Source organism: Helicobacter didelphidarum (assembly GCF_003364195.1).
Classification (GTDB): domain Bacteria; phylum Campylobacterota; class Campylobacteria; order Campylobacterales; family Helicobacteraceae; genus Helicobacter_A; species Helicobacter_A didelphidarum.
Map to the genome: position 1 here is coordinate 1 of NZ_NXLQ01000181.1, position 641 is coordinate 641.

Genomic DNA, 641 nt, shown 5'->3' on the forward strand with positions numbered 1-641 from the left:
AGCTAGGGGTAATATGAATACAGATAAAAAGACAAATACATATCATGCAAAATATAGAGAATTATTAGAAAAACTCAATATCATAGGGTTAAATAATATCAAAGCAATGTATGTGGGGGTGAATGGTAAAGATAAAGGCAAGAAGCCCCCTAAAACTATAGGGCGTTTAGTCAAACAATTTCAACAAAACCAAGATATAAAGAAACCTAAACCACCCAAACTCATAGGCAGACTAGCTACTACGATAATAATGGAGGATGGATTATGGATAGGATAGTTTTAAAGATATTTGCTTGTTTTATAACAAGCATAACGCTAATAGCCTGTAAAAATTCAAATCAAGGAGAAAACATGAATGAAAGATTAAAAGAAATAGCAAAAACCCAAGATTATATTGTTACGCCAAATTCGATTATTATGGATATTAACAAAACAACATACGAATTAGAGTTTGCCAACGAAACACGAGAAAATACAGGTAAATACACAAATGAAATTACCAATCTTCTTATAGATGCTTGGCAGAGAATGGAAGAAGCAAGGAAAAAGTATAAACCCAACTACCTAGACCCTAACTACTATACAGGGCAAAAGTCTCATCTCTCAGAGTTTAAAGCAATCCAAAAGCTTTATTATAAAGA

The 641-nt window shown here is 32.1% G+C and carries 2 pseudogenes; both read left to right on the top strand.

The annotated features are described in order from the left end of the window. Positions 1 to 277: pseudogene (locus CQA53_RS11810) on the top strand (hypothetical protein); the annotation flags it as partial. A gap of 74 nt (positions 278 to 351) precedes the next feature. Further along, positions 352 to 641, top strand: a pseudogene (locus CQA53_RS11815) (hypothetical protein); the annotation flags it as partial.